At 67.8% G+C, this 18,186-nt stretch carries 14 protein-coding genes; 6 read left to right on the top strand and 8 right to left on the bottom strand.

The genetic code is table 11. The features are described 5' to 3' along the window. Positions 1-830: 830 nt before the first annotated feature. The 3 genes from DFR29_RS21035 to DFR29_RS21025 all read right to left on the bottom strand — a co-directional run bounded on the left by DFR29_RS21035 (position 831) and on the right by DFR29_RS21025 (position 4,256). Positions 831-2,276, bottom strand: a complete 1,446-nt coding sequence (locus tag DFR29_RS21035) for a hypothetical protein (protein WP_133820611.1) — start codon at positions 2,274-2,276, stop codon at positions 831-833. Positions 2,277-2,349: 73 nt separating this feature from the next. Then, entirely contained in the window at positions 2,350-3,207 is an 858-nt protein-coding gene (locus DFR29_RS21030) for a D-alanyl-D-alanine carboxypeptidase family protein (protein WP_133820610.1), read from the bottom strand. Continuing rightward, positions 3,207-4,256: a DUF3617 domain-containing protein gene (locus DFR29_RS21025; protein WP_133820609.1), complete on the bottom strand. Its 1,050-nt coding sequence runs from the start codon at positions 4,254-4,256 to the stop codon at positions 3,207-3,209. Before DFR29_RS21025 ends, DFR29_RS21030 begins: the two co-directional genes overlap by 1 nt. Before the next feature lie 245 nt (positions 4,257-4,501). On the opposite strand from DFR29_RS21025, the gene DFR29_RS21020 reads away from it, so the two are divergent. Continuing rightward, entirely contained in the window at positions 4,502-5,986 is a 1,485-nt protein-coding gene (locus tag DFR29_RS21020) for an FG-GAP-like repeat-containing protein (RefSeq protein ID WP_133820608.1), read from the top strand. Between the two features lie 612 nt (positions 5,987-6,598). Here DFR29_RS21020 and DFR29_RS21015 read toward each other — a convergent pair. After that, the gene (locus DFR29_RS21015; RefSeq protein WP_243746129.1) at positions 6,599-7,021 is read right to left on the bottom strand and encodes a hypothetical protein; all 423 of its coding nucleotides are present in this window, start codon (positions 7,019-7,021) and stop codon (positions 6,599-6,601) included. A gap of 401 nt (positions 7,022-7,422) precedes the next feature. On the opposite strand from DFR29_RS21015, the gene DFR29_RS21010 reads away from it, so the two are divergent. Further along, positions 7,423-7,974, top strand: coding sequence for a hypothetical protein (locus tag DFR29_RS21010; protein WP_133820607.1), 552 nt, complete (start codon positions 7,423-7,425; stop codon positions 7,972-7,974). Positions 7,975-8,497: 523 nt separating this feature from the next. On the opposite strand, the gene DFR29_RS21005 is transcribed toward DFR29_RS21010, so the two are convergent. Next, positions 8,498-9,505 carry an alpha/beta hydrolase gene (locus tag DFR29_RS21005; protein ID WP_133820606.1) on the bottom strand — a complete coding sequence of 336 codons (1,008 nt, stop codon included), beginning with the start codon at positions 9,503-9,505 and terminating at the stop codon, positions 8,498-8,500. Between the two features lie 199 nt (positions 9,506-9,704). Continuing rightward, a complete protein-coding gene (locus DFR29_RS30565; protein ID WP_166654244.1) occupies positions 9,705-11,642 on the bottom strand; it encodes a choice-of-anchor Q domain-containing protein in 1,938 nt (645 codons plus the stop codon). A 662-nt stretch (positions 11,643-12,304) separates the two neighbouring features. On the opposite strand from DFR29_RS30565, the gene DFR29_RS20995 reads away from it, so the two are divergent. The 3 genes from DFR29_RS20995 (at position 12,305) to DFR29_RS20985 (ending at position 16,520) form a co-directional block, all read left to right on the top strand. Continuing rightward, a complete protein-coding gene (locus DFR29_RS20995; protein WP_133820605.1) occupies positions 12,305-12,880 on the top strand; it encodes an ECF-type sigma factor in 576 nt (191 codons plus the stop codon). Positions 12,881-13,069: 189 nt separating this feature from the next. Continuing rightward, positions 13,070-15,703 (top strand): serine/threonine-protein kinase, encoded by a 2,634-nt coding sequence (locus DFR29_RS20990; protein WP_166654243.1) that lies wholly within the window; start codon positions 13,070-13,072, stop codon positions 15,701-15,703. Positions 15,704-16,046: 343 nt separating this feature from the next. Then, complete coding sequence (locus DFR29_RS20985; protein WP_133820603.1) at positions 16,047-16,520, top strand: hypothetical protein; 474 nt, start codon at positions 16,047-16,049, stop codon at positions 16,518-16,520. Between the two features lie 135 nt (positions 16,521-16,655). Here the strand turns inward: DFR29_RS20985 and DFR29_RS20980 are convergent, their stop codons facing one another. Together DFR29_RS20980 and DFR29_RS20975 are read right to left on the bottom strand one after the other, a co-directional pair. Next, the gene (locus DFR29_RS20980) at positions 16,656-17,012 is read right to left on the bottom strand and encodes a hypothetical protein (protein WP_133820602.1); all 357 of its coding nucleotides are present in this window, start codon (positions 17,010-17,012) and stop codon (positions 16,656-16,658) included. A gap of 365 nt (positions 17,013-17,377) precedes the next feature. Next, positions 17,378-17,782 (bottom strand): winged helix-turn-helix transcriptional regulator, encoded by a 405-nt coding sequence (locus DFR29_RS20975; RefSeq protein WP_133820601.1) that lies wholly within the window; start codon positions 17,780-17,782, stop codon positions 17,378-17,380. 82 nt (positions 17,783-17,864) lie between these two features. On the opposite strand from DFR29_RS20975, the gene DFR29_RS20970 reads away from it, so the two are divergent. Continuing rightward, positions 17,865-18,182: a DMT family transporter gene (locus tag DFR29_RS20970; RefSeq protein ID WP_133820600.1), complete on the top strand. Its 318-nt coding sequence runs from the start codon at positions 17,865-17,867 to the stop codon at positions 18,180-18,182. Positions 18,183-18,186 lie beyond the last annotated feature (4 nt).

Genomic DNA, 18,186 nt, shown 5'->3' with positions numbered 1-18,186 from the left:
CAATGTTCAATCTTTGCGAATTGCTCAGTCGTTATCTCCATGCACGAAGTTTCTCCCATGGAGGGTTAAACGACAATAGCGTTAACACGCCCTAGCTGACTGGGTGTCTCCTGCCAACCTGACTGTGGGATTCTTGGGACCAAAATGCGTACGTGCTTCGCGCATCCTCGCTCAAGACGCGCACAACAGATTTGGATTGAATACCGACGTGGTCGAAGCATCACGTGGTAGTTGTCACAGTGAACGATAGAAGCCTGGGACAATTGCGAAGCGACGAAATGGATCGCCCATCCTAGGCATGTTCTCTCGAAGGCCGCTTCAGCGAACCAGTGTGTCGTGGCCAACCGTGGTCATTGTCCCCCTCCAAACCGGCCCCGGACGCACCCGGCCTCCGATGATCCAATGGCGCTTGCTGCGTCGATGCTTGGTGCGATAACGCGATATCAAAGGGGGCCGCACTCCGCTCTTTTTCCTCGGAACGCGATGCTTTTACGGCCGCACCTCGCGCTTTCTTCGTGGGACGCGGCGCTTTTACGGCGGCGCTCCACCGTGTTTTCGCGGAGCGCCACGGTCTGACCGCCGCCTTCCGCGCTTTTGGCGCGGAACGCCGCACGTTGACCGTGGCGTTGCGCCCTTCCGGCGCGGAACGCGGGGCGTGGACCGTGGACTTCCACGCCTGATGCGTGGCGTTTCGCGTTTTTTCGGCGCGCCCAGCGCCGAGGCCGAAAGCATCGGCGGAATGCCAAGCCCAACTCATCGCACAAACGCACCGCTGCCTGCTGGCGACCGCCGATCCGCACACGACGTGAACCTGCCCTGCCATCGGCCACTCACCCGGGCGGTGGGCACCTCGCGGGCGCCACATCCCCCGGCGCAACCAGGTCCAGATCGATCGCCGCCTGCGCGTTGACGGGATCGAGCAGCAAGGCGCAGCGGTACGCCGCCGCGGCGCGCGCGAAGTCGCCTTCGAGGCGATGGGCGTAGCCGAGGTTGAGCCAGGCGCGGGCCTTCAGCGGCGAATCGCGCACGGTGGCCTGCCATAGCGCGGTCTCGCTGCGGTAGTCGGCGTTGCGTTGCCAGGTCGCCAGCGCGAGCATCGTGCACAGCGCGAATGCCGCTGTTACGGCAAATGCGCGCGTGTGCCGCCACGCCGCGGCGCGGCACAGCAGGCACGCGAGCACCAGCATCGGACCGGCCAGTGCGAGGTAGAGGTGACGGTCGTTGGCGAGGTCCAGCCGCGGCAGCAGCGAATTGCCCGGCGCGAGTTGCAGCAGATACCAGCCTATCGCGAATGCGAGCCAGGGCTGGCGGCGGCGCGCGGCGAACATGGCCCCTACGAGGACGGCGAGCAAGGCCGCGCAGGCGGTCAGTGTCGACGACCACGCCGTCGGCACGCGCAGATCGGGATCGATATTGGTGAAGCCCACCAGCGGATGCGTGAGCAGATAGGCGTGGGCGAGCAACTGGCCCATGCCCTGCTGGGCCAGGTCGCGCGTGGCAAGGCTGACGCCGAAGAACACGTGATAGCCCGGCGTTGCGAGCGCCGCGAGCGCCGCCACGGCGAGCACGCCTACCCAGCCACGCAGCCGTCGCAGTTCGGCGCGCAGCGGCTGTCCCGCCACCCAGGCACGCAGCAGCGGAACCAGCGCGATCACGACAGCGGTTTCGCGCACCGCGAGCGCGAGCGCGAACAGCAGCAGAGCGGCCCAGGCGAAGGCGCGGCGCGACGGGCGTTCGCGCGCCAGGTCGTCGGCGAGCAGCGCAGCGAGGGCGAAGGTCGCTGCCAGCGAGATCGAGCGCCCGCTGGCGTAGGTGACGGCTTCAGTCGTGGCCGGGTGCAGGGCGAACAGCAGTGCGGCGAGCAAGGCTGCGGCATCGGGGCGTTGCAGCGATGGCGACAGCGTGGGCAGCCAGCGCCGCCACAGTGCCCACAGCAGGCAGGCATTGAGCGCGTGGATGGCGATGTTGGTGGCGTGTACGGCAACCGCGCCGCCGCCGAGTTCGTGGGTCAGCGCGTAGCTGAGTTTCAGCAGCGGGCGAATACCGGGCAGCGCATCCCACCAGCCGGCAAGACTGCGCGCCGCAGGCTGGACGAGCAGCGTGGCGAAATCGTCGAATTGCCAGGCGGCGCCGAACGCATTCGCGTAGGCAAGCATCACCGCGATGACGAGGACGGCTACGGCCTGGATGGCGCGAAGCGGGCCGGCCCATCGCTTCGTTGCAGGCCCAGGGCTGTCGTCGGCGCGGTGCGTGCCGGCAGGCGGCGTGTGCGCCATGGCATCAGCGTCGGCGGCGGTTTGCACAATGGGTCGGAATGGAAAAAGCATCAATCCCCTGCGTGGACGCGTGTCAGCGAAGGGAGGCATCGGCGCCCCGCGCTTCGCCAGCCGCATCCCTGCGCGGCATCGGCGCATCGAACGCCAGTTCGACCAGGCCGACGCTGTCCCACCAGCGCTCCGGCGCGTGCAGCAGCACGACGAGCACGCGCCGGCCATCGCGCTCGACAAAGGCGACGAGACAGCGCCCGGCGGCCGGCGTGGTGCCGGTCTTCAGGCCGCGCGCGCCGTCCAGGCCGTCGAGCAGTGGATTGGTCGTGCGCGCGGACAGCTCGCGGCCCGCCGCCGTCACCAGGCGCAGCGTGCGCCGCTGCGCGGCGTCGGCGAGTACCGGTTCGGCCAGTACGGCGTGCGACAGCGTGGCGAGATCGCGCACGCTGGTGTATTGCGCGCTGTCGTCGTGGCCGCAGGGGTTGCTGTAGTGCGTGTCGGCCATGCCCAGCGCTGCGGCACGCGCGTTCATGTGTGCGACGAAGGCGCCGGTCGGGTCGCGTGCGTCCGCTGTTGCACCCACCGCGTCGGCGAGTGCGCGGCAGGCATCGTTGGCCGAGCGCACGAAGGCCGCGAGCAGCAGGTCGCGGCGCGTGACGCGTTCGCCGCGGCGCAGGCCGAGGCGCGATCCGGTTTCCGCGGCAGCGCCTGCGGAAACCTCGGCCCAGGTATCCAGCTCGCCGTGTTCGACTGCAATGAGTGCGGTCATCAGCTTGGCCAGGCTGGCCATCGGCAGGCGCCTGTCTGGCTGGCCGGCCCAGAGCGGCCGGCCGTCGACCTCGACCCAGTACGCCGCCGCGACATCGGGAAACCGGTTCGCCGGCACGCCAGCCTGTGCAACCGCGCACGCCAGCAGCGCGATGGCGGCGAACCATCGCATCAATTGCCGCCGATGCGGTCTTTGAGCGATTTGAGCCGGTCGCGCAACGAGGCCTTCTTGGCCGGCTCGGCGTTGCTGGCTGGCGCCTCGGCGGCGCCATCCTCCTGTGCGGGTTCGGCCTGCGCCGCGGCATTGCGCGCGTTCAGGCGCTCGGCGGCGTAGCTGGTGCAGAAGGCGCGGTACGGCGAGGATTGCATGGCGGTATAGCCGCGGCCTTCGCACTGCTGCGCGGCCAGGGTGCGGGCGCGCTCGGCGCAATGCCGCACCAGGAAACGGCCGTTGCGGTTCGGATCGGCGCCGGCGCACTGGCGCGGCACGAGATCGGGACAGTAGTCGCCGACGAAATCCAGATCGCCGCCCGACTCGGCGCGTCCGCAGGCTTTCGCCAGGATGGCCGCGCGCGAACCGCCGCAGCCTTCGGCCGCGTCCCAGATCCCCTTGCCGAATTTGCGGTCGGCATCGGCGAAGCGGGCCGGGTCGGTGGTGTTGTCCATCTCGCGCTTCACGTTGGCGCAGAACTTCGCCTTGTAGGTCGGGCATGCCGCCTTCGGGCCGACGTACATCGCATGCGACAGCACGGAACCGACCTGCGCCTCGCAGACCTGCGCGGTGATCGCCCTGCCCTGTGCCTCGGGCGATTCGGTGGCGAAGTCACAGCCGCCGATGCGCTTGCCTTCGTAGTTCATCGCAATCTGCTGGCCCTCGGCCTGCGCCTTCATGCTGCCGCGAAAGCCGCCGGGCAAAGTTTCCATCTCACCGTCACCGGTCATCGCGTTCTTGCCGGTGCAGACGATGCGGTACGACGCCTTGGCGCCCTCGACGCGGAAGTTCTGCACGTCGCAGTCCTTGTCCTTGGGAATCGATTGCTCGCTGACCGGCTGCGCGCGCGCCGTGCAGACTTCGGTCGTTGTGCCCGGCATCGACATGCCAGCCATCTTCATGGTCATGGTGACGCGGTAACGGTCACCGCTGTCCGGCTCGGCGGCAGCGGCCAGCGTGGTGCAGCAGAGGGCGACGGCGAGAATGCCGCGCAGGCGAAACAGGGGCATGGATCGATCTCCGGAAAGCGGTCTTTCCCTACAACGGGAAATGAGGGCGAAAACCTCAACGCGCGCCGTCGTGCCACGTGACGCAAAACGCGGCCCGCTTCACACCGGGCACCGTTTGCACGGCGGGACGACACGCGCTATCGCAGGACTGCCGCGTTCGGCTCCGCCCGCACGACGAGCCCTGTTCGGTCCAGGCGGGGTCCGGCGTTCAGTCTGACAACAGGGTCCATCACGAGGGATCGTTTATGTCGCGTCTAGTCGCTTGCATCGTCGTCTCGTTGTTGCCCGTCAGCGCCGCACTCGCCGAGTACGCGCTGGGGCCCATCGGCAACACCACGCTGAAGAATCCGATCGCCAGCACCACGCAGTACGGCTACGGCGCGACCAGCGGCGATGTCGATGGCGACGGCATCGACGACCTGATCGTTTCGCCCAACGGCGGCACCGCGCTGCGCATCCTGCGCGGCGCCCCCTGGACTGTCGGCACCGGCGGCGCTCTGATCAAGTTCTTCTCGACGACATTCGAGACCGGCACGGGCTTTCGCGGCAATACCATCATCACCGGCGACTTCGACGGCGACGGTCGCGACGAGATCGCGTTCGGCAATCCGTCGTACAGCGCATCGGTGCCGTCCGGCGGCCGTGCCTATGTCGCACGCCGTGACAACGCCGGCGTGTGGGACGTGGTCACCACGATCCAGCAGGGCAGCAACGGCTACCCCGGCGTGCATGAAGCCGGCGACAGCTTCGGCAACACGCTGGCTGCCGGCGATTTCGACAACGACGGCTACGACGACCTGGCGATCGGCTCGCTCAACGAGGCCGTCGGCACGGTCGACGAGGCCGGCGCCGTGATGATCGAATACGGCACGGCCAGCGGCATCACCTCGGCACGCGGCACATTGGTCACACGCAACAGCGACGGCCTTACCTTCGATCCGCTCGAAGGCGACCGCTTCGGCTATTCGCTCGCCAGCGGTGATTTCGACGCCGACGGCTACGACGACCTGGCCATCGGCGCGACCGGCGCGCGCTGCACCGACGGCACCACCAAGGGCGGCGCGGTCATCGTCATGTACGGCAGCGCGAGCGGCATCGTGACAACGCGCTCGCGCATTTTCCGGCCCGGCGTCGGCGCGATGCTCGGCACCTGTGCAAGCTCTACGCAATTCGGATTCGATCTGCAGGCCGCACCGTTCGACAGCGGGCTGACCACGGACCTGGCCATCGGCACGTATGCCGACGCGGTGCATGTCGTGTATGCGGGCGACACCGGCGGCCTGACGACCACCGGCAACCAGCGCTTCACGCCCGCCGACATTCCCGGCGCATCCAGCGGTGGGCGCTTCGGTTCCAAGCTGGCATCGGGCCGCCTGCGCCGCAGCACGACCGGCCTGATCTTCGGCCGCGCCAGCCTGGTCATCGGCGCACCGGGCGAGGCGGCGAACGGGCTCGACGAATCCGGCTCGGTGGCTATCCTGCATGCGACCGCCAGCGGACTGACCACCACCGGCGCCGAGCGCTGGACGCGCAGTGCCGCACGCAATATCGGCGCACCGGCGGTAGACGATCGCTATGGCAGCTCGCTGGCCACCGGCGACTACAACGACGACGGCACCGTGGATCTGGCGATCGGCGTGCCGTACTACGACGACGGCGCCACGGCGGACGATGGTGCGGTGGAAGTGCTGTACGGCAGCGAGCTTATTTTCCGGGACGGATTTCAATAGCGCCCGCGCCGCTGGCGAGCCGGAACGAGGCCGGGCCGAACCGGCCTCGTTGATGCATTGTGGCTTATTCCACACTAGAGGCCGGCACGCGTTGCAGGCCGCACCGGCAACGGCTCGCCCGCCTGCCGCAGGCCGCCAGCGTGCCATGGACCGTCGCCGTCGAGGCCAGCGGCAGGGATCTGATGCTGTCCTTCGTGCAGTTCGGTACCGGCGCTGCCGTGTTGAAGGCGTACTGCCGCCTGCCGCGCGGCTTGCGCGGCATTCCGATTGCCGACCTGCCAACGCTGCGCCCTCACGTCTTCCACCGCGGCGGGCTGAAGCCGGCCGGCGATCTCGCCCGCCTTGCGCGCGCTGCAGGCGCATGCGCAGGACTGGCGGCTAGCACGAGCTTGAGGCAGGGGGAGTCAGGTTCGAACCTGATCGCTGACGACTTCCCCTCATCCGCATTGTCTGCAACAGCGACGCGCACGCTGGCGCGATGGCGTTGGATCTGCGCCCTGCTCCGGTGTACGGCGTATCAAATCAGCCTGGCCCCGTGCCAGGAAAAAGAAGCCCGCGCCTTGGACAACAGGCGCGGGCCGTCACTCGGCGAGCGGACGACTCAGTGCGTCTTCAGCAGCCGCCAAACCGATCCGGACTGGCGCCCGGGCCACCGCGCGGACCGGGCGGGTTTTCCCAGTTGGTGCCAGGGCCGCCGCGCGGGCCCGGCGGATTGTCGTCACGGTCGCGCCAGCAGCGTCCGCGCTGGTCCCAGAACCCATGACGCGGGTGGTAGTAGCCGTAGCGCGAGTTGAAGTAATAGCCGTCGTTGCGCACCTCGAAGCGGATGCGCTCCTTGCCGCGGCGGTAGTAGCGGTGATCCGGCGAGACACCTGGGCCACCGCGCCAGCCCGGCGGATTTTCCCAGTTGGTGCCAGGTCCACCACGCGGACCCGGCGGGTTGTCGTCACGGTCACGCCGGTGGTCACGTGCGTCGGCGGCACCGGCAAAAGCAAAAACGGCAAACGACATCAGAAGCAATCGGGGCAGTTGCATAGCGAACTCCTCTGTGCAGGGACTTACGTGTACACGCCGGCAGGGTGTCATCGCGGGAGTGAACGCGAGGCGTATGGAAGTGGCGATGCTGTTGAGATCGGCAGGCACCGCTAACCCGATCCCTGCCAACGCCAGGCCCGCAACGGGTGGCACTGCAGGGGCGGCGCGAAGCGACGATCCGCGGCGATTCGCCTTCCGTTTCCAGCCCAGTCTGTGCGGCGCGAAGCCCACGTTGCTCTCGCCTGCAGCTGCCGTGATCCCTGGCCGCGTCGCAGCGCGTACGTAGGGATGCTCCCCAGGGAAAGCCGGCCTCGCACCGACCATCCCGGGCAGGAGACGCAACAGCGCCGGCACATTTCGCCGTCTACCGACTATCCATTTGCCATCCCGAGGACATTGCCATGAATACCAAATTCCACCTTTCGTCTGCCCTGCTGCTGGCCTTGGGCCTGATGGTTTCCGCGTTCGCCAGTGCGGACGAAGTCAGTGTCGCTGTCGATACTGGCGCCGTGCCGGTGCCGGTGGGGCCGCTGGACGCAGAGTTCATCGCCAAGACCATCAGCGTGCGTGGGCCGCGCACGCTGGTCATCCACTATTCCGCCGAATGCCAGGTCGAACGCGGACATGTGGAATATGACATCGTTGTAAACCGCAGCATCCTGGCCCTGACCGCACGGCAGGTACCGCCGACAAACGACTCCCTCAGCGCGCTGTGCTCCAACGACGGCGACACGAGCGAGAGCAACCTGCGCGCCCATAGCGTCGGTGCGGTCGTGGCCTGTACGGTTACCGCGGCGGACAGCTACACCGTGAAGGTGCGCGGCCATGTGGAAAGTCCGAGCATGGCCGGCCTGGGCATGGTGGACGACCAGTCGCTGGTCATCACCGAGCACGCATTCTCGACGGGCGTGACGCCGTGCGTGTTCGAGCTGCCCGTGGGATCGGGCGGCTGATCGGGCGGCTGATCGGCCGGCTTTCGCCTGGCCGGGCCTGCCGACGCAGACGGCGATGAGCAGAGGCGACGTGCAGCGCGAGGTGTTTGCGCCTGTCTGCGTCGCGCAATCGTTCGGCGCCATTCGCTGCGCTCATCGACGCCCTACGTTTTGACGCCTGCGGTCAAGGCGGACTGTAGCGTGCGATGAGCGGATGCGAATTGCACCGCGAGGTGGGTTGGCCAGCCTGCAGCGCACCATCGCGCTTCGGCAATGCCTGTCGCCTGTAGCCTGCTGCCCGGCTGGCATCGCCTTCGCCGCCGCGGACCGGGCCAGGCCAGGCCGGGGGACGCGTACAGCGATCTGCCGGGGGTGGGGATAGTGGGTGCGGCGATCTTCTACTGGCTCGCCCGGTAGTTCGCGAAAAGCGGCAGAACTGCGTAGCGGCAGCAGCTTCGGCAGCCGAAGCCACGGCGTGGCGGCGACCGCTGGCGACGATCGCCGGTATCGGCGAACCCGGCTCCAGTCCGTCGCCTGGCGGCGGTCATGGCGAATCCGGGCCAGGCCCCAGCCACCACACCATCGCCTGCTCCAGCACCGGCGCCGGCAGCGAGTGGCCGCCGTCGAAGGTCACGAACGTGACCGCGAACCCTGACGCACGCAGCGCCGGTGCCAGCGAGTCGCGCGCAATGGCGATGGGCAGAACGCGATCCTTCGCGCCATGCGAGAAGAACACCCGGCCGGTCGGCCCGTTCCAGTCCGCAACCATGCCGCCCGCGGAGAAGGCCAACGTGGCTGGAAACAGTGCCGCGTTGCGCGCACCTATCGACAGTGCCGTGCTGGCGCCGTCGGAAAAGCCCGCTACCGCGACGCGCTGCGGATCGACATCGACGCGGGCGAAGGCCTCTTGCAGAATCGCGTCGATGCGCTTCACGTCTCTGCCGAAACTCGGCGCACCGTCGTTTCCCGACATCGACAGCGCCACATCCCAGCTGCGATCGGCCGAGTCGGGCGCGAGCAGCACGATGCCACGCCGGTCTGCCTGTTCCTTGAACAGCCGGATCATGTCTTCGCCCTTGCCGCCCGCGCCATGCAGCAGCAGCAGGAAGGGCGCTGGTGCGCCGGCGGCAATCGCCGCCGGCACGTACAGCACCGCTGTCGTTCCCGCCCGCAGGCGATGCTTGCCGGCCACTGCGATGGCGCCAGCCGGCGCGAGCGGCCGCGCCGACAACGCGCCGCTGACTTCCTTCGCTGCCGATGTCTGCGCCCACGCCGCCGCGACGATCGCAAACGCCATCGCGACGACACGCAACCGCGTCATGCGCCTGCCTCGCAGTGAACGCTGGTATCGACCCTGCGTGTCGTCCTGCCCTGCGCATCCGGACAATTGGCTTGCGGCGGCATCGGCCGACCGATCGGCGGCCTGAATCGTCCGCTCCGGGGCTAAGCGCATACGCCATTCCTTACGTACCGTGTCCGACGCGATAGTGCGCGCCGGAACCGACGCAGCGCCACGCGCCGATGATGCGGTTCTGTCGATTTCGGTGCGCAAATGACGCGATCGGGTTCACCGGTCGCGTCATCCCCGCGAACGACCCGGGCATCGCCGATCTGCGCAGCCATTGCGCCTACCTGCTGGTTGCAAGGTCCCGACCGGGGCGGACGAGGCAGCGGCCGACACGGGCACATCGGGCCGGCACAGGCTCATTTCATACAATTTCCACAACCGTGCATCCGGTCGCCGACGCGCATCAGGGACAGCCAGCCACGGCCTCGAAGCCGTCGACGAAAACCGAGTCGACTTCGACGGCATCGGATTCGTAGGCACCGATGTCCGCTGCCGCACCCGCTACGCGCTGGTAGCCGCGCTGGTCGGTAGACGGCAGCGGGATCTCGCAGCTGGCCTGGCCCGCATCGATGACGACACTGCCGGACAGCGGCGCCATGGTCTGGGTCGGGCCGCCGTTGTCCGCCAGCGGCGTAAGGGACGGATCGCTGCCCAGCGGAAACGCCGGCAACGCCGCGGCACCATTCTGCGCGAGCGCCGACATCACCAGATTGGCTCCCAGCGCCGAGGTGGTGACAACCGCTGCGTTGACCAGACCGCCAGAAACCGCTGCAGGCTGGTCGACGACCAGGTCGACGCCACCGGTCGAATTGGCCAGGATGCTGTTGTGCAGGACGAGGGCGGCACTGCTGCTGCCCGCGGCCGCCACCGCGTTGTAGGCCAGCGAATAGATCGCGCCGCCCGCCTGGGCGCCGGCCCCCAGGGTACCGGTACCGGCGGTGACGCCATTTCCAGCCAATGTGGAGAAGTAAACGTTCACGTTGCCGTTGAGATTGAACACCGCGCCACCCAGGGCGCTGCCGCCGGAGCCTTCCAGCCCAGGAGTGCCACCGAAGCCGGAAGCGCCGCCAATGGCAGAGTTTCCGCTCAGCGTGCAGTTGACCAGGCTCAGCGAGCCGCCGTGATTGAAGATGGCGCCGCCCATGCCGGCGCCGCCGCCGCCGAAAGCTCCCTGGTGCTGGAAGCCGTTGCCGCCGCCAAAGCCGCCCGCGCTTTCGGCGCCGGCACCGCCACCGCCGCCGAATCCGCCCTGGCCGCCGATGAAGGCATTGCCACCACCGCCGCCGAAGCCGCCGCCACCGGCGGCCAGCGAACTGCCGGAGCTGGCCCCGCCGGCGCCCACGCCGCCGCCGCCGCCGGTGCCGGTCACTCCGCCGTTGCTGAAACTGCCGCCGGTCAGGTCTGTAGCGCCGGCCCGCTCGCCCTGGCCGCCGTTGCCGCCACCGAACCCGCCGCCGCCGCCCGCGTTGTAGAAGGCGCTGCTCGGGCCGGACCCGCCGCCGCCGCCGCCGCCATTGCCGCCTGCACCGCCGGTGCCACCGTTGTTGTAGCTGCCGCGGCCGCCCAGGCCACTGGCCATACCACCGCCGGCACCACCGACGCCGGTCGTCAGCGTGCCGTCCTGGCCGGCGTCGCTGCTTCCCCGGGACACCGGGCCGCCCATGCCACCGCCGGCACTGCTGCCGTCCTGCGCCATGCCGCCGCCGCCCGTTGCGGTGCCGACTCCGCTGCTGCCGCCCACGGCCAGGTTGTTCGTCAGGGTGACGCCGCTCAGGGTCAGCGTGCCCTGGTTGAAGATGGCGCCGCCCAGGCCGGCGCCGCCGCCGCCGCGGCGGCTGCTCCCGCCGCGCTGGACGCCGCCGTCCAGGGTGAGATTGCGCAGGGTCAGGTTGCCTGGTCCGGGGGTGTTGTAGCCCGGCGTCGCGCTGCTCAGCGGATCGGCGCCGACGAAGAAAAAGCGCAGGCGAGACGCGGGAACGAAAGCAATGCGCAGCGCCGCACCATGGCCCTCGATAGTGATGGTGCTGGCAATCGGCGGCAGCGCATTGGGGCCGTACCAGAAATTGTCCGGGCTGCTGGTGCTCAGGCTGATCGTCGCGCCCGCGGGCAGGCGGATGATGTTGGCGCCGGCCGCAGCGCCGGTGCAGCTGCCGCTGCCGACAGCCATCGCCGCGGACCACGACAGCGGATCGACGGTCGTTGCACCAGCCGGCGTCGCATTGCCCGGATTGTTCGCCAGGTTTGCCAGCGAGATCGCCTGCGCCAGCGTGCAGGTGAGCGCCGAGCCTGCCCCCGTATCGGTCACGACGATGGCTGCCTGAACCGCCGGCGCGGCAAACACCCCCAGAAGCGCTCCGACCGCCACGGCGCAGCCCGCGCGCGCATACGTCGACCGGAGTTGATGCGAAACACTCGAAAGATCCATGGCACCCTCTACTGTAATTGTATATTTACGTTCATTGGCCGTGCGTCGCCCGCGGACGCCTGCCGCCCGGTCCGACGCCTTGCCGACAGACCCCGGCCGGCCGGCAAACAAACCAGTCGCACGCTGTTGCGCGCCGATCGGCCCGCCTGCGCAGGGCTTGAACGACGAAGCAGGCAAAGTTGCGCCATGGCGCTTGGCCGCAGTTCGGGCCCGGAACCCTTGAGCGTGCCGACGGAGAACAGGGCTTGTTCTGCCCAACCGAACCCGGCGCCAGTCGGGCGGGTCGGCATCCGGCAGAACCCGGCCGTCACGCAGGCGCGATGGCAGCGGCTCTCGTAATCGATTTGCCGAACGGCCATGGCGTGTCGCGCCGCATCGCGCAGGGTGCTTCCACCAGATCGGCCGCCTCGGTGGAAACACGGCATCGCCCTCGCTACGCTCCCTGCTGCCTGGACTGCGGCGCGAATGAAGCAAGTGCGTCGGATAGTTAGCGAGTAGTTAGCGAATACGCCGCAACGGGCACCGTACTATGCGAAACCGACCGGACGCCCGACCCGGCCCCTGATGCGAAACCCACAGTGCCCGCCGATTCCTCCACCACCGAGATCGACAACTGGCTGCAGCGCTGGCAGGGCGGCGACCGCGAGGCCGAGCAGCGCCTCATCGCCGCGCTGTATCCGGCGCTCAAGGCCATTGCCCAGCGTTCGCTGCGGCCGCTATCGCACCAGCTGTCGCTGCGGGCCACCGACCTGGCGCACGAAGCCTATCTGCGGATTGCCGGGCAGCGGGCCGACTGGCAGGGGCGTGCGCATTTCCTCGGCATCGCCGCGCGCGTCACGCGGCGCGTGCTGATCGACCTGGTGCGCGAACGCCAGGCGGAAAAACGGGGCGCCGGCCTGCAGATCGTCAGCCTGAACATCGACCCGGAGCACGACAGCGACGCCACCGCCGACAGCAGCCCCATCGACTGGCTGCAGCTGGAACAGGCGCTGCAGCAGCTGGAAGGGCGCGACCCCATCGCCGGACGCGTGGTCGAACTGCGCTACTTCGGGGGGCTCAACAACGATGAAGTCGCCGTGTTGCTGGAGATCAGCGTGGCTACGGTGGTGCGGCACTGGAAATTCGCCCGCGCCTGGCTGCATCGCCGCCTCTGACCGCGGCGGCGGCGGCCGCAAGGCACTGGCCCATGGGGTGCGATGAGCGAACGCGAGTTGCACCGCGACGTTGTTCCACTTGCCTTCGTCGCAGCCCCGTGCGGCGCAACGCGCTGCGCTCGTCGCGCCCTGCGGTTCGCCTTCGCTAACCTCTTCACCGCCCCCCTGCCGACACAGATGACGCCACCGATGGCATCCACGCTTTCCACGCAACAATGGCAACGCCTGCAGACGCTGTTCGAGCAGACCGAGACACTGGACCGCGCCGCGGCCGAGGCGCTGGTCGCCGCCGAGCGCCGTGCCGACCCGGTCGTCGCCAGCGCGCTGGCAGCGATGCTGACGGCCAACCGGCAATGGTCGGACCGCACCGACGCCGCCGTGGCGACGCTGTCGGCCGCGCTGCTGCCCTCGGCCGTGGGCGCACGCCTGGGTGCCTTCGTGCTGCTGCGCGAGATCGGCCGCGGCGGCATGGGCGTGGTGTACCTGGGCGAGCGCAGCGACGGCCGCGTGCAGCAGCAGGTCGCGATCAAGGTGCTGCACGCCGGCAGCCTCGACCAGCACACGCGCGAACGTTTCCAGCGCGAACGGGAAATTCTCGCCGCGTTCGATCACCCCGGCATCGCGCGCCTGCTCGACGCAGGCGAGAGCGCCGCGGGCGAGCCCTACTACGTCATGGAATACCTGCGCGGTTCGCCCATCGACCTGCACTGCGACCAGCAGCGCCTGGGAATCGCCGAGCGCCTGCGCCTGTTCCGCGGCGTCTGCGAGGCGGTGCAATACGCTCACTCCCAGTTGATCCTGCACCGGGACATCAAGCCCAGCAATATCATCGTCGACAGCCAGGGCGTGCCCAAGCTGATCGATTTCGGCATCGCCCGGCCGCTGGCGCTGCCGGACGTCGCGCGCCTGCAGCAGACCGCCGAGCAGCAGCGCTATTTCTCGCCGGTGAATGCCGCGCCCGAACAGTTGCGCGGCGAAGCCGCCGCCGCGACCTGCGACGTTTACCAATTGGGTACTTTGCTGCATGAACTGCTGTGCGGCAGCCCGATCTTCGCCCTGGACGGCGAATCCCTGGCCGAACTGGAGCGCAAGATCGCCACGGTCGTTCCGCCAACGCCCAGCCAGGCCGCCGCCTCGGCACCGGCAGCCGTGGCGAACGCGCGGCGCTACGGCAGTGGCCTGGCGCTGGCCAAGGCCTTGCGCGGCGATCTCGACGCCATCGTGCAGCGCGCCGTGCGCAAGGAGCCGGCCCAGCGCTACCTGTCGGTAGAGCAGCTCGCGCAGGATATCCAGCGGCACCAGCAGGATTTGCCGGTATTGGGCCGGCGCGGCGACCGCCGCTATCGACTGGGCCGCTTCCTCAGGCGCCAGCGCCGCAGCCTCGCCGCCGCCGCCGTGGCGCTGCTGGGCATCGGCGTGTTCACGACGATGCTGCTGCACCAGGTGCGCCAGACCGCGGCCGAGCGCGACCGCGCCGTCAGCGCCAGCCGCAGCGCCGAGGCGGTGACTGAGTTCCTGGTCAACGTGTTCCGCTCCGGCGATCCTGCCTTGGCCAAGAAGGCCAACGTGCCGATCGGCGAAGCGCTGGATCATGCGCGCGGCCTGCTCGAACACAAGCTCGCCGACGAGCCGATGATCCACGCGCGCATCGACGGTACCCTGGCCGGCATCTACGCCAGCATCGGCGAATACCGCACGGCAGCAGGCCTGAGCGACCAGGCGCTGGCACTGCTGGATGCCACGCCGGGTACCGCCCCCGAGGCCGTGCTGGCGGAACTGCGCCAGAACATCGACATCCTGCTCAGCGACTCGCAATTCGACAGACTGCAGCCGCAGCTGGACCGGCTGCTGGCGCTGGAGGCAGCGCACCGGCCCGGCGCGGAACTGCACTGGCGCACACGCCTGCTCGCCATCCAGGTGCGCTGGCAGACCGACGCCACCGATGCCTGTGACCAGTCCGAGGCGCTGTTGATGGACAAGGCCGCCAGTGCCGAACAGGACCCCGAAGGCTTCGTGCGGCCGCTGCTCTACAACGCCAAGACCTGCCGCCTGCCGGGCGAGGACGCCGCCAAACGCACGCTGCAGCACATCGAGTTCGCCGATGGCCTGGTCCGGCGAAAAATGGACGGCGATGCAACGCTGCTGCTGTGGCTCAAGTTCGCCCGCGGCAATACGCTGAGGCGGCTGCAACGCTACGACGAGGCCCTCGCCCTGATCGAGGAAGTCGCCGCCGACAGCGCGCGCATGTACGGCCCGGACTCGATATCGGAAGCCAACTCGCTCCTGGTCGCCGGCGGCGCCAACATCAACGCGTACCGCTTTCCCCAGGCGCTGGCGGTGCTGCACAAGGCACAGGCCATCTACGCCAAGGTTCATGGCGACGCGCCCAACGGCGACATCGCCGTGGTCGCCTACCAGCTCGGCGTAGCCTACGACTTCGGCAAGATCGACACTGCCGCGGCGCTGAAGTGGTATGCACAGGCTTACACGGTCGGCCAGGTCGCCTTCGGCAAGGAATCGGGCAATGTCGGTTCCTTCGCCACCGACTACGGCGCCCTGCTGCGCAAGAGCGGCGACTTCGCCGCGGCCGAGCCCGTGCTGCGCCGGGCCAGCGCAAACACGAATCTGGCCAACGCCCGCGGCAACGGCTTCCTGTCGCGCATGAATCTCGCCATCGTGCTGGCCCGGCGCGGGCAGTGGGACGAAGTCGCCACGCTCGTCGCCGAATGCGAGCAGGCCGACGCCAGGTTCCGCGAAGACCCGGATTTCAAGGCCGACTGGGATGCGCTGCGCGCGGCGCTGGCGCGGCAGAAGAACAGCTGAACACACGGACAGGTCTGAACAGGTGTCCAGCAGGGGGCTCTTGTACTCGGCCGCTTGCGTCCACAACCCCGCCGATCCCTTGACTCCAGGGGCTCCCGTCAAATGCACCTGCAGGCGCGTCGAGCGCTTCGCCATCGATTCGCCCGCAAAAGAAATTTGATCGAGTTCCACGCCCGGGCCCGCGTCTGCATCACCGATCCCAGGCCACGCCACGCGCGCGCCGGGATCGCTCTCCGATGCGAACCCGCTCCGAGGACGCCATGCTCCATCCAAAGGACTTTTCATGAGGCATTTGCCGATACTCGCAGCCTTGCTACTGCCCCTGCCCAGCAACCCGACACTCATGAGCATCATCCGCGGCGACGGCACTATCAGGCACATCGCCCCGATGCCTCACCATTCCACGCTGTCGAACGCCAGGTACGCGGGCGACTCCCGAAGCACTCGCCATGAAGCCGCCGGCACGCCGCAGCAACGCCAATTCGTCACGGCGTGTGACGGCGGCTATAGAACAACCTCCTATGCGGTGCAGGCGAAGTCGGGCTCCCGCTACGTCACCACACTCAGGCAAATGCTTGCCTACAACAGCCGCGGCCAGCTGCTCGTTGCGAGCACCATCGACCCGACAACATCAGCCGCACGAACAGTCACCCTTACCTACTGCGAGCAGATCGATGTAGACGCAGGCACGTGTGACCTGGTCGGCCTGCTGAAGACGATCGATGGCGAGCGAGCCGACGTGGCCGACGCGACTGCCGACACGTATCACGCCTACGACGCACTGCTCGAATGGGCAAGGTCATTCAAACCGTTGTAACGGTAGTTCGTATCCAGTCCATGGCAATCATGGAGCGACGTCAGATAGTGTTTCGAGCGCAGACCGCGCCACCGCACAGGAACCGGCACGCCGTGGCGCGCTGCGCGCAGCGATTGCACCGCTGCCCAGCGTCGGTCAGTAGCCGCGCCCACGCTGTCCGTCGGCTTGCCGCTCAGGCCGCGCCGGTGCCTGCTCGCTCCGCAGCTGCTGCGCTCGGGTCGGTGCCGCGGTCGTGGCGTCGGGAGCAAGCGCCTCGGTGTTTCTGATATTGAGCCGCTGCGGCTTGTCCCTGCCGACGCAAGCTGTTCCTGGCCCACAGCAACTCCAATAGCCGTTGCCCGTAGCGGGGTTGATCGACCAGCCCTGTGTGCCGTTGACGACCGTGCCGGCGGTAGTCGTGGCGCTGCACGGGGTATTCACCGGGCCGCTCAGGACAGCCCCGGCGACGGACGATACGGCGAGGGTGGCGACGGCGAGAGCACGGATAGCCATGCGAGTCATTTCATCGATCTCCGATCAGGTGGACAAGCAGATTCACACTGGAACGCGACCGCAGCACAGAAACAAAAAACTATATTTGTAACTTTAATTTTTTGTTGCCGATGCCGCGCAGTCGCGAATCCATCATAGGCCGCGCCTGATCGGCGTGTGTGCGGTGCTTCACGCTCGCCGGCGTGCAGCACGCACACAAGTCGCGCGCGGTTCAGCAGCGAAATGCCGATGTGCCGCGTTCCGTCGAACAAGCCACACTGCAGGTGACAAACGCGTCACACCTCGCCGCCTGTGCCAGCACGGAGTGTCGGTAATCGATGCCGATACCGAATAGCTGTCGGCGCCATTGGGCGCTCGACCATGCCTCAATTGCCGCGGGACGGGTCTGCATTGACCTCGTCGAATGCCTGCCGAGCGGCCGTTAGCCTGGCATGGTGTTTTTCCGCCCATTGGTCGACCGGCAGCAGGGCGTGACTGAGCGACCTGCCCATCTCAGTCAGTTGGTATTCGACGCGAGGCGGAACGGATTGGTAGTCGATGCGCGCCACCAGACCGTTGCGTTCAAGCTCACGCAATGTCTGCGTAAGCATTTTCTGCGAGATGCCTTGTACCCGTCGCATGAGTTCATTGTTCCGAACCGGCTTCGCCGCCAGGAACGGAATAATCAGCAATACCCACTTGCTCGCCACCAGCTCCAAGGCAGCACGCGATGGGCAGTCCTTGCTGTAGACGTCCGCCAGTGACGCGACTTGAGCAATAGTCGTTTTCATAGGAACCAAAAAGTGCGTACTTGTCGTCAGGAGAGTGTGATTCTAGGCTCAGGTCAACTCAAGTGACCGCGGAGAACACAAAGTGGCCTGGTTGATACTTTTCATGGCCGGCGTGATCGAGATTGTCATGGCCGCGGCGCTGAAATCGGCCGCTGGCTGGAGCCGGCCTGTGCCCAGTGCGATTGGTATTGCCGCTGCGCTCATTTCCATATTCCTGCTGACACATGCCATCGAAAAATTGCCGGTTGGCACGGCCTACGCCGTGTGGACGGGAATAGGCGTCATCGGTGTCGCCGCACTGGGAATAATTGCCCATGGGGATGCTGCACCGCCCGTTCGACTGCTGTGCATGGCCTTGGTCCTCGGCGGAATCATCGGCTTGCGGCTTACTGACGCCTGACAGG

The sequence above is a fragment of the Tahibacter aquaticus genome (assembly GCF_004363655.1).
Classification (GTDB): Bacteria; Pseudomonadota; Gammaproteobacteria; order Xanthomonadales; family Rhodanobacteraceae; genus Tahibacter; species Tahibacter aquaticus.
The sequence above is the reverse complement of the archived record's forward strand: the minus strand, read 5'-3'. Positions and strand labels throughout refer to the sequence as shown.

Excerpts from the sequence above, each read along its gene's own strand:
- DFR29_RS21010 (WP_133820607.1), top strand. The coding sequence starts at position 7,423 with ATGAATACCAAATTCCACCTTTCGTCTGCCCTGCTGCTGGCCTTGGGC.
- DFR29_RS20975 (WP_133820601.1), bottom strand. The coding sequence starts at position 17,782 with ATGAAAACGACTATTGCTCAAGTCGCGTCACTGGCGGACGTCTACAGC.
- DFR29_RS20985 (WP_133820603.1), top strand. The coding sequence starts at position 16,047 with ATGAGCATCATCCGCGGCGACGGCACTATCAGGCACATCGCCCCGATG.
- DFR29_RS21030 (WP_133820610.1), bottom strand. The coding sequence starts at position 3,207 with ATGCGATGGTTCGCCGCCATCGCGCTGCTGGCGTGCGCGGTTGCACAG.
- DFR29_RS20990 (WP_166654243.1), top strand. The coding sequence starts at position 13,070 with ATGGCATCCACGCTTTCCACGCAACAATGGCAACGCCTGCAGACGCTG.
- DFR29_RS20980 (WP_133820602.1), bottom strand. The coding sequence starts at position 17,012 with ATGGCTATCCGTGCTCTCGCCGTCGCCACCCTCGCCGTATCGTCCGTC.
- DFR29_RS21015 (WP_243746129.1), bottom strand. The coding sequence starts at position 7,021 with ATGCAACTGCCCCGATTGCTTCTGATGTCGTTTGCCGTTTTTGCTTTT.
- DFR29_RS21035 (WP_133820611.1), bottom strand. The coding sequence starts at position 2,276 with ATGGCGCACACGCCGCCTGCCGGCACGCACCGCGCCGACGACAGCCCT.
- DFR29_RS21025 (WP_133820609.1), bottom strand. The coding sequence starts at position 4,256 with ATGCCCCTGTTTCGCCTGCGCGGCATTCTCGCCGTCGCCCTCTGCTGC.
- DFR29_RS21020 (WP_133820608.1), top strand. The coding sequence starts at position 4,502 with ATGTCGCGTCTAGTCGCTTGCATCGTCGTCTCGTTGTTGCCCGTCAGC.